The sequence below is a fragment of the Mucilaginibacter gynuensis genome, assembly GCF_039541195.1.
Taxonomy (GTDB): domain Bacteria; phylum Bacteroidota; class Bacteroidia; order Sphingobacteriales; family Sphingobacteriaceae; genus Mucilaginibacter; species Mucilaginibacter gynuensis.
This window is the reverse complement of sequence record NZ_BAABFT010000014.1, coordinates 103,121-114,592: the sequence shown is the minus strand read 5'-3', so window position 1 is coordinate 114,592 and position 11,472 is coordinate 103,121. Positions and strand designations below refer to the sequence as shown.

Sequence of the window (11,472 nt, the reverse complement as noted above, 5' to 3'; positions counted from 1 at the left end):
CGGGATCTGTTGTTTTAAAACCAATTGGTATTACAATGGTTATCTAAGCACCATGGCTAAACCATTGCTTGAATTTACCGACAAGGGCATCTACTGCGAACAGGGCAAATTTTATATTGACCCCTGGAAACCTGTAGACGATGCCGTAATTACCCATGCCCATGCCGACCATGCCTACTGGGGGCACAAGCATTATTTGGCGCACCATTTATCGCGCGAGGTTTTATTATACCGCCTTGGCGAAATTGAACTGCAAACTGTGGAGTATGGCGAAACGGTAATGAAGAACGGGGTACAGATCTCGCTCTTCCCGGCGGGGCATGTGATAGGTTCAGCACAGATACGGTTGGAGTATAAGGGTGAAGTTTGGGTGGTATCCGGCGATTATAAAACAGAAGACGATGGGATATCAACGCCTTTTGAGCCGGTACGCTGCCATCATTTTATATCAGAGTGTACCTTCGGGATGCCCGTTTACCAGTGGAAACCGCAGGTTAAAATATTTGAGGATGTAAACAGCTGGTGGCAAAACAATGTGGATAATGGCGTAGCTACCGTAATTGTGGGTTACTCGTTAGGCAAGGCACAACGCATTTTGCAGAACCTCGATCTAAGTATTGGCAAAGTATATACCCATGGCGTTATCGAAAACACCAACGAAGCCCTGCGCCGCAATGGTGTTATATTAAACCCTACCGAACGTATTACGATAGATAGTCCGAAAGAGGAAGTGCGCAGGGGGATCATACTCGCCCCGCCATCATCAGTAGGTACACCCTGGATGCGGAAGTTTCAGCCGTATAGTTTCGGCTATTGTTCGGGCTGGATGGCGATCCGCGGAGCGAAACGCCGCAGGGCTGCCGACAGGGGTTTTATCCTCTCCGATCATGCCGATTGGGATGGCCTCATCAGTGCCATTGATGCTACCGGTTGCGAAAAGGTATACCTTACCCATGGTTACACGGCATCGTTCACCCGCTATTTAAACGAAATTGGTTTTAACGCGCAGGAGGTACATACATTATATGGTGATGATGAAGAGAGCGCTTCATCTCCGGCGGAAGGGGAAGTTGTTGAGGAAAAAGAAAAAGCGCTATCGCCCGGGGAGGATTTAGGTGAAGCCAAGGAGGAATCTGCTATATGAAAGCATTCGCCCAACTCTTTCTCTCTTTAGATGAAACCAACAAAACCAATGAAAAGGTTAGGGTTTTAAAAGAATATTTCACCAGTGTGCCCGATTCGGACAAGATGCACATGCTTGCACTCTTTACCGGCAGGCGGCCGAAGCGGCCTATCAACTCTACCCTGGTGCGCAACTGGGCCATCGAAGTATCTAACATCCCGGCCTGGTTATTTGAGGAAAGCTATCACGTAGTGGGCGATTTGGCCGAAACCATGGCCTTGCTGATGCCCGCCAATGAGAACAGCAGCCATAAATCGCTTACGGAGTGGATTGCCGAGATAAATGAAATTGCTACCCGCACCGAAGAAGAGCGTAAGCTTTGGCTGGTAGAATCATGGGCGATGCTGGATAGCCAGGAACGCTTTGTGTTCAATAAACTATTGACGGGAAGTTTCAGGGTGGGAGTATCGCAAAACCTGGTGATTAAAGCGCTGGCGGATATATCCGGAATTGAAGCGCCCACGCTTACCCACCGCATTATGGGGAGCTGGATGCCCGAAACTTATCATTACCCGCAATTGATACAGGCACAAGGCGCGGCCGATGATATTTCGAGGCCATACCCTTTCTTTTTGGCTTACCCTATACAGGAAACATCAGAAAAGCGAAAAACAGCCGATGATTTAGAAACTTCATTAGGCGATGCCGATGACTGGCAGGCCGAATGGAAATGGGATGGCATCCGTGCCCAAATGATAAAGCGCGAGGGCAAGATATTTATATGGAGCAGGGGCGAGGACCTATCCACCGATAAATTCCCCGAACTGCACCCGTTTTTAAATGCCCTGCCCGACGGGACTGTTTTAGATGGGGAAATACTGAGTTTTCGGGATGACCAACCATTGCCATTCAATGTGTTGCAAACACGCATCGGCCGCAAAAATTTAAGTAAAAAGATACTGGAGGAAAGTCCGGTAGCGGTAATCGCTTACGATTGTTTGGAGTACGAGGGCGTAGACATCCGCAGTAAAACGCAAAGCGAACGCCGTGAGATACTGGAAAGCTTACAAGCCGCCACGTCATTTTCGGATATATTCAGAATTTCGGCACTCATAAAGTTTGATAACTGGGGCGAACTGGAAACCATCCGTGAGCAATCGCGTGCCATGATAGCCGAAGGTATTATGCTGAAGCGCAAGAATGCCACTTACCAGGTTGGTCGCCGCCGTGGCGATTGGTGGAAATGGAAGATCGATCCGCTGTCAATAGACGCGGTGATGATCTACGCGCAAAAAGGCCACGGTCGCCGTGCCGATTTGTATACCGATTATACCTTTGCCGTATGGGATGGCGACAAGCTGGTGCCATTCGCTAAAGCCTACTCGGGCCTTACCGACCAGGAGATAAACAAGGTAGATAACTTTGTGAAGCGTAATACGCTCGAAAAGTTTGGTCCGGTACGTACCGTAAAACCCGAACTGGTATTTGAAATAGGATTCGAGGGCATCAATAAATCAACCCGCCACAAATCGGGCATCGCCCTCCGTTTCCCCCGTATCCTCCGCTGGCGGCATGATAAAAAGAAAGAGGAAGCGGATACTTTAGAGAGTTTGAAATCGCTTTTGAATGAATGATTGTTTTTCTTGTAATTGCGGAGAGCGAAGCAACCTCTTTCTCCTTCACGTCATTGAGAAACGAAGCAATCTCTACTTAGGCTCTGCTTGTGCTGTGATTTACGTTAGTCTGCTCTTGGGCGCAGAGCCACATTACTTTTGAGGGCAAAAGTAACAGACTAAGCGAAGCGATCTCATGAGTACCTTTAAAAACAAACCAATAACGAATAAACCCTTGTCCAGCAAAAGGCTTCTTTGCCGCACATGCCACACCCTGCAAAACGGCAGAACTTTGGGCTGGAACTTTTGCCCCGCTGCTCTATCCCGCTCCACATGCAACAAGTTCCTATGCCCGCCTTTGCGCTTTTGGCCTCCACAGTTCTGCCCATTTTCGCCCGAAGCTCTTTGCTGACGAGGAACGAGACTTACGAAGTTTCAAAAACTTCGTAAGTCTTACTCTGAAAAACGCGTCATTGCGAGGAACGAAGCAATCTCTACGTAAGCAGAGCCGCCCTGTATAGTATAGAGATTGCTTCGTTCCTCGCAATGACGCGTTCTTATGAAGAGAAACCCTTGCGCTCGTTTTCAACGAGTGCTTAAACCGGGTTAGCGTCTGCGACGCTTTTTTATAATTCCATTACTTCTTAAACCGCTCTACAACATTCACCGCACTGCCCGGTAGTTTTACTTTGTAACGGTAGCCGCCGTTAAAGGCATCTTCTTCTTTTATAAACTCGTGGTTTTTTTTGGTGATCCAAAAGGTTTGGGTGAATTTGGCACCGTTGTGTTCCCCATCGTGCAGCAGTACCCAGCAATCAACCTTTTCGTTGTTTAACAGGGTGAGCGTTTCGCTGCCGGTTACTTTGTATAGGATATAGTCGGGTTTCAGGATACCGGCATCGTAAAAGTTGATGGCGAAGGTTTTTCCGGCTGCCAGCGGCAGCATCTCAAATGTTTCAATATCCAAGTTCCAGTTAAGGTTGGGTGTGTTGAAATCGATCTTGAAATCCTTAGCCAGATTATTTGCAACGGTATCGGCCCCAACTACTTTATCGGCATACCAGTTATACGCCTTGGTTTTAGTGCCGATAGTTTCGGAGTGATAAATAGGGGCGAAGTCTGCTTTTTTATTGATGGATACGATGTGGCGGTACTGGTTGGTGTCGGCGGCGTACCAGTTTTGGGTAACCTTATACACCGGCTGGTTTTGAAATTTGGTGACGCTAACATCGCGTGTCCATAAAGAAATGCTGAGCACTTTGTTACGTACGGGCATTTGAAAATAAACCATGTATTGTTTAAACCCGGGTTGCAAAACCGATGTGAGCAGGCGCTTGTCCTTCAGCCGGATGGTATCTACAGTTTGGGCAAATGTATAGCTGCCTATACAGGCCAGCAGCAATGCGAAAAGTATAGCTTTTTTAATCATGATAAGTTTTTTATTGCCGGTTTGACTTGTGACACAGGCATTTGTTACAGCCCATAAATCATCATCAAATTTGGAGATGTTGGTTATTGACCAATGCGAAAAACCAGCATTTAAGTTCAAAAGCCTATTCAGTTTGTTCATTCAAGGCTGATACAGAACCTGTTGAAGTTTGTAGCCGTTAAGATTTTAACTGAAAGCAAAAAAGTTTTCGGTGCGACTAACGAACTAATTAATATTATGATGAAAAGACTACTTTCAATCCTGCTGATTGCTTCAGTTACAGGATTTGTATCGTGTAAGAAGGACAAATCGAAAGATAATGGTCCGGATGAAAACCCAACAAAAATTGCTCCCGACGGTTTTACCTTTAAAACCAGTAAGGATGTTAACGTTAATGTAACGCTTAAAACCAATAACGACCAGCCCATATCGGGCGTAGTGGTTAGCGTATACAATGTAGGCAGTACCAATAGCGATCAGGCCATTTATAAGGGCGTAACCGATGCAAACGGTAATTTAAAAGCTACCATTAACGTAGCAACTTCTGTAAGCCAGTTAGTTGTAGACCCTGCCTATGTAGGCTTAATACGTAACGCCCGTGTTGCTATCAACGGCTCATCATCAACAGTGGTGCTGGGCGGTAAAGCAGGCGCCAGCGGCGATATCGTAGCCGAAGAAATAAACCCGACCGGCGTAATAAGGGGTAACGGTTTAGGTACCACCGGTGTTATCACTACCGATTATGGTTACCCAACAGGCTATACCGCATCTAATGCGTTTGTGGCGCCAACTAACTTAGGTAAACCAGCCTACCTGGAAGCTACAGGCGATATTATCGATGCCTCGTTACTCTCTTATGTAAACGCCTCGTTGCCGGAAGGCACTCCATTAACTACTTCGCACCCGGAATATTTAAGTTCGAGCGCGGTAGCTACTATTAACGTAACCGCTAAATCAGATGTTTGGATCACTTTCGTATCTGAAGGCGCGGGCTTTTTAAATTCACTGGGTTATTATACTTATAAAACTACCGATCCGCCAACGTTATCAACAGGCGGTACATTATTAGGTGGTATTGATAAGGTAACCTATGTATTCCCCAACGCTTCGGCGCTTAATTCGGGCGGGGCCTTAAAAAGCGGCGATAAAGTGAAACTGGGTACTTTTGAATCCGGCACTTCTATCGCGTTCGTAATATTACAAAACGCGTGGACAGGCTCTACAGTAAATGCAGCAGCTACTAAATTCTTTACCAACCCTAACTTCAACCCTGAAACCACTACGGCTACTAAACGCCACTCGGTAATGCTTTATGATAATGTGCATAAACTATTCCTGCTGGGCTTTGAAGACCAAAACAGGCAAAGTGGTTCGGATAACGACTTTAACGACCTGGTTGTTTACGCTACCGCTAACCCTATTACCGCTATATCAACTACCAACGTAGCTGCTATTGATGATGGCGGCGATACCGATGGTGATGGCGTGGCCGATGAGTCGGACGCGTTCCCTAACGACGCTACAAGGGCATTCATCAGCTATTTCCCTTCAGAAAGTACTTACGCGCAGGTGGCATTTGAAGATAACTGGCCATCAAAAGGCGATTATGATTTGAATGACCTTATCGTAAACTATCGTTATAAATATATACTGAATGCTAAAAACCAGGTGGTAACCCTGCAAGGCGATTATATAGCCCAGGCAGCAGGCGCTTCGTTTAAAAACGGTTTTGGTGTGCAACTGCCGGTAGCTGCTTCAACAGTATCATCGGTAACCGGACAAAAAATTATCAGCAATTATATCACCTTTGCCAGCAGCGGGGTAGAAGCCGGGCAGTCCAAAGCGGTAATTATTCCGTTTGATAACCAGGATGGGGTATTGAAATATCCTGACGGATCGTTCCTGGTGAATACATTAACTAATAAGGATAAGGTTGCTGGTACCCCGGTATCAGTACTGCTTACCTTCGCGTCGCCTATAGATCAGGCTAATTTAGCGGCTTCATCATTCAATCCGTTCCTGATCAGTAACCTGCGCAGGGGCTATGAAGTGCACTTGCCGGGCAATGTGCCAACTGATAAGGCCGATACCAAACTATTCGGTACTGCCGATGACGTATCGGTACCATCAAGTGGTAAGTATTACCTGTCGGCACAAAACTGGCCATGGGCTATCAGCTATAACACAGCCATCAGTTACCCAATTGAAGCGGCAACTATCACCAAAGCCTACCTGCACTTTGCAGACTGGGCGGCATCGGGCGGTTCGAGCTTTACCGATTGGTATAGCAATACCGCGGCAGGCTATCGCGATAATAGCTTCATTTACTCAAAGTAGGATTTCTTTAATTAACTAATAATGGGGAAGCGTCACAAGCAATTGTGGCGCTTTTTTGTTTGTGGGGAACTCATTTTGTGGAAAATTTTCCCAAAGTGAGAAAAAGTGTGAAGTAAAATATTGACCTTTGGCACGCAAAAAGGGCTATTTCGTGCTTGAAACGCAGTATTTGCAAGTTTGGACTTATAGTTGCATAAGACTGAACAAAAAGACACACTAATTAATTTATAACATGAAAAAAGTATTTACCTACCTGTTGATGTTTGGAATCGCGGGTATCGTATCTTGTAAAAAAGACGGTTCAAACCAGGTTAACCCCAACCCGACAACCTCTACTGACAAAATTGCCCCTGAAGGTTTCAACTTTAACACTACTAAAGATGTAGCGTTAAACGTAACATTGAAAACCAACAACGACCAACCAATTGATGGTGTAGTTGTAAGTGTTTACAATCCTAACAATACTACTTCTCCAATTTTTAAAGCAGTAACTGATAAAAGCGGTAACTTCAAAGCAACCGTTACTGTACCTACTTCATTAGATAAACTGATCATCGATCCTGCTTACGTAGGTTTAATGCGCAACGCAACTGCTGCTATCAATGGTAACGCTACTACAGTAGTTATCGGTGGTAAAAACAGCTTCGGTGGCGATATCATCGGTTATTCTGCTGATCAAACTTTAAAAACTAACTCAATCCGTACGGCTACTACAGGTAACGCTCTTAACATTAAGTTTGCTTACCCTTCACCATACACAGGTTCAGCCGACGCGGTATTTAACAACTCAACTTATCCGCTGAGTGTTGGCCGCCCTAAATATTTAGAGGCAACCGGCGACGTGATCGACGCTTCATTATTAAAATTTGTGAACGCTTCATTACCAGAGTCAAACCCGGTACCTAAAAGCCATCCTGAGTACTTGTCAAGCAAAAACACTACTACGCTTAACATTACAGCACAGTCTGACGTTTGGATCACTTACGTATCTGAAGGTGCAGGTTTCTTAAACACTTTGGCTTACTATACTTACAAAACAGGTACTCCGCCAACCAGCGCAAGCGATATAACTAACGCTACTATTATATTGCCAAACGCATCAAACACAGGTTCTGCCGGTGCTTTAAATGCCGGTGATAAAGTTAAATTAGGTCGTTTTGAAGCAGGTACTTCTATCGGTTTCATCTTATTACAAAACGCATGGACCGGTTCAGGTATCAAAACTGACGGTACTAAATACTTCTCTCAAGATAACTTGAACCCTGAGAGCAGCGCAAGCTTAAAGAAACACTCTATCGCTTTATATGATGATGTTCATAAATTGTTCCTGATAGGTTTCGAAGATCTTCCAAGAGATGTTGACTCTGATAACGACTTTAACGACTTAGTTTTCTACGCAACTTCTAACCCAGTAAACGGTATATCACAAGATGGCGTACCTGTAATTGACAAAGGCGGTGATACAGACGGTGACGGTGTTGCTGACGATCAGGATGCTTTCCCTAACGATCCTACTAAAGCTTACATCAGCTACTACCCATCTGCAACAACTTACGCTCAAGTAGCATTTGAAGATAACTGGCCTAAAAAAGGTGACTATGACATGAACGACTTAGTGATCAACTACCGTTACACTTCAGTATTGAACGCTAAAAACCAGGTAGTAACTTTGCAAGGCGATTACTTGCCACAGGCATCAGGTGCTTCATTCAAAAACGGTTTCGGTGTACAATTACCGGTAGCAGCTTCTACAGTAGCATCAGTAACAGGCCAAAAAGCTGTCAGCAACTACATCAGCTTCGCAAGCAATGGTGTTGAAGCCAGCCAAAGCAAAGCGGTTATCATTCCTTTCGACAACCAGGATGCAGTATTGAAAAACCCTGACGGTTCATTCTTCGTGAACACCTTGAACGCTAAAGATAAAATGACAGGTACTACAGTATCAGTATTGGTAACTTTTGCTTCACCTGTTGCACAAGCAAGCTTAACACCATCAACCTTCAATCCGTTCCTGATCAGCAATCTGCGCAGAGGTTACGAAATTCACCTGCCGGGTTATGTTCCAACTGATAAAGTTGACGCTAAATTGTTCGGTACTGATGATGATGCTTCAAAACCATCAGCAGGTAAATACTACTTATCTAACGAAAACTGGCCATGGGCTATCAGCTATAACACTGCTATCCTTTATCCACTTGAAACAGTTAGCATCACCAAAGCATACCCTCACTTCGCTGAGTGGGCAGCTTCAGCCGGTTTGTCTTTCACCGACTGGTACAGCAACACTGGTGCAGGTTTCAGAGATAACAGCTCTTTATACTTGAAATAATAAAATATTAGTGGTTTGATTTGATGAGGCAACGTCGGTAACGGCGTTGCCTCTTTTGTTTTATAAGAACCGGTAATATATATACCCGACGACCGCAGCACTGACGGTTGTTTCCCGCGAAACCAAAATTCACTTAATAGATTAAATTTAACTGTGGCGAAAACTCCACTGTGCCAATTTAAATTAAAAAACTAATCATTTTGTTCACACACTTCATACCTGTTGTGAGAAGTGTAAATGCCGAAATAATGATGCTTTGGAGGTTTTTTTAATTTTTGTGAAATCTGCTTCACAAGCAATTGGGGAAATTTGGGGAAATGGCAATCGGGGATAAGTGTGGAATTTTTTACTATGCCCAAGTAATTTAATTTCACCAAAATGGAGCTTTCTTTCTATAAACTATAGGTTTTTGGGGAATGGTGCAGTGTTTGCAATATGGCACTCACATCTATTTACTAAATTAAAATATAAATGAAGAAGCACTTAACCTTACTTATTGCCTTAGCTGTAACCGGCATGGTATCTTGTAAAAAGGATGTCCAAACCGGCTCAGATAACACAACCCCAACCACTGCCGCGAATGGCAAGGCCGCTCCGGATGGTTTTAACTTTAAAACCTCTAACGAGGTAAATGTTAACATTACTCTTCGTGCCAATAACGACGAGCCTTTATCAAACGTACTGGTACGCATATTCGATCCGGCCAATACCAATGCTGATGAGGCGCTGTACACCGGTATGACGGATAATGCGGGTAACATACAAGCTAAGGTGAATGTGCCTGCCGGCTTAAGCCAGGTAATTATTGATCCTGCTTATGTTGGTTTAATGCGTAACGCTATCGCTAAAATAAACGGCAGTGCAACTACCGTAGTTATTGGTGGTAAAACTACTTTCAGCGGCGATATCATCGCACAAGCGGTTACTCAAAAAAATCGTAAAATATTCAGCACAGGTACACAGGCGGTTACAAGCACCCAGTTTGTATATCCTGCACCTTATACTTCGGCAAGCGATGCTATATATGACGATGCTAACTTCCCGTTGTACTTGGGCGTACCTAAATATAAAGAAACGCAACGCGCTAACATTACGCCGTTGATGCTTAAATACATCAACGCGTCGTTACCGGAGTCGGTCCCGGTTGAAAAACTGCACCCGAAGTACCTTACTAAAAAAGCGGTGCCTACTATCAATGTAATTAAAACATCTGAAGTTGATGTAACCTTTATATCTGAAGGTGCTACTTACCAAAACACGTTGGCTTACTATACTTATCCAACCAACAATCCTCCAAAAAACGCTAACGATATTAAAAAGGCAACTTTTGTGTTCCCTAATACTTCGGCAGCAGGTTCGGGTGGTGCTTTGCAGGCTGGTGACCAGGTAAAACTGGGTACTTTTGAAGCTGGTACTACCATCGCTTTCATCGTATTGCGTAACTCATGGACAGGTTCAAGCATCCAAACTGATGTAGATAAATTTTACTCTATCGATGCTTTCAACCCTGAAACTGATAACACCATTAAAAAACATACTGTAGTATTGAATGATGATGTGCACAATCACTTCGTGGTAGGCTTTGAAGATATTGCCCGTAACGAAGCCATCTGCGATCATGACTTTAACGATATCGTTTTCTACGCTAAAGCAACCGTTGCCGACGCGATTGACCCTACTGATATTCCTATTATTGATAAAGGTACCGATACAGATGGTGACGGTGTAAGTGACGAGGCCGACCAGTATCCTAACGATCCGGAGCGTGCTTTCGATAGCTACTACCCATCTAAAACCCGTTTTGCCCAAGTTGCTTTTGAAGACAACTGGCCTAAAAAAGGTGATTATGATATGAATGACCTGGTGATTGATTATCGCTACAAATTTGTACTTAACGCCAAAAACCAGGTGGTTGACCTGCAAGGTTTATATGTACCAATTGCAGCCGGTGCCTCATTTAAAAATGGTTTCGGTGTACAATTCCCTGTTCCTGCATCAGCAGTTAAAAGGGTAAGAGGCCAGCAATTAATTGGCAACTACATTAAACGTACTGCCGAAGGTAACGAAGCAGGCCAAAGCAAAGCGGTTATTATACCATTTGATAACCACGATGCCGTGTTGAGCTATTTCGACGGATCATACTTTGTAAATACCAAACCTGAAAAAGATAAGGTAGAGGGCAAACGTGTTACTGTAACCATCAACTTTAACGCGCCTATAGATCAGTCAGCATTAAGCGTGGCCGATTTCAATCCGTTCCTGATCAGTAACCTTAACCGCGGCGCGGAGGTTCACTTGCCGGGCTATTTGCCAACCGACCTGGCTAATGCCAAATTATTCGGTACTGATGATGACAGCACTAACCCGGCAGCTAACAGGTATTACCTGTCGCCAAACAACCTGCCATGGGCTATCAGCTACCAGTATTCGGTTAAATACCCAATTGAAGGTGTAAACATTAACGATGCCTACCTGCACTTTAACGAGTGGGCAATGTCTGCCGGAAGGCAATACCCTGAGTGGTATACCAACGAAGGCGCAGGCTACCGCGATGTTTCAAAACTATATCAGAAATAAGTTTACCACACTATAAGCAAGAAGGCCCCGCTCATATCAGCGGGGCCTTCTTGCTTATAAAAGA

Annotated in this window: 6 protein-coding genes; 5 read left to right on the top strand and 1 reads right to left on the bottom strand. The window is 44.6% G+C overall.

Going from position 1 to position 11,472, the window contains the following annotated elements:
* Positions 1-52: 52 nt before the first annotated feature.
* Positions 53-1,144 carry a ligase-associated DNA damage response exonuclease gene (locus ABD894_RS21520; RefSeq protein ID WP_345213144.1) on the top strand — a complete coding sequence of 364 codons (1,092 nt, stop codon included), beginning with the start codon at positions 53-55 and terminating at the stop codon, positions 1,142-1,144.
* On the top strand, positions 1,141-2,757 hold the full coding sequence (locus ABD894_RS21515; protein ID WP_345213143.1) for an ATP-dependent DNA ligase: 1,617 nt from the start codon (positions 1,141-1,143) through the stop codon (positions 2,755-2,757). The genes ABD894_RS21520 and ABD894_RS21515 overlap by 4 nt, the downstream gene beginning before the upstream one ends.
* Positions 2,758-3,373: 616 nt before the next feature.
* Here ABD894_RS21515 and ABD894_RS21510 read toward each other — a convergent pair.
* The gene (locus ABD894_RS21510) at positions 3,374-4,165 is read right to left on the bottom strand and encodes a DUF3108 domain-containing protein (protein WP_345213142.1); all 792 of its coding nucleotides are present in this window, start codon (positions 4,163-4,165) and stop codon (positions 3,374-3,376) included.
* Between the two features lie 237 nt (positions 4,166-4,402).
* Between ABD894_RS21510 and ABD894_RS21505 the strand changes: the two genes are divergently transcribed.
* The 3 genes from ABD894_RS21505 (at position 4,403) to ABD894_RS21495 (ending at position 11,408) form a co-directional block, all read left to right on the top strand.
* Entirely contained in the window at positions 4,403-6,502 is a 2,100-nt protein-coding gene (locus ABD894_RS21505) for an LruC domain-containing protein (RefSeq protein ID WP_345213141.1), read from the top strand.
* A gap of 232 nt (positions 6,503-6,734) precedes the next feature.
* Positions 6,735-8,831 carry an LruC domain-containing protein gene (locus tag ABD894_RS21500; protein ID WP_345213140.1) on the top strand — a complete coding sequence of 699 codons (2,097 nt, stop codon included), beginning with the start codon at positions 6,735-6,737 and terminating at the stop codon, positions 8,829-8,831.
* Between the two features lie 471 nt (positions 8,832-9,302).
* Complete coding sequence (locus ABD894_RS21495) at positions 9,303-11,408, top strand: LruC domain-containing protein (protein ID WP_345213139.1); 2,106 nt, start codon at positions 9,303-9,305, stop codon at positions 11,406-11,408.
* The last annotated feature ends 64 nt before the right edge of the window (positions 11,409-11,472 follow it).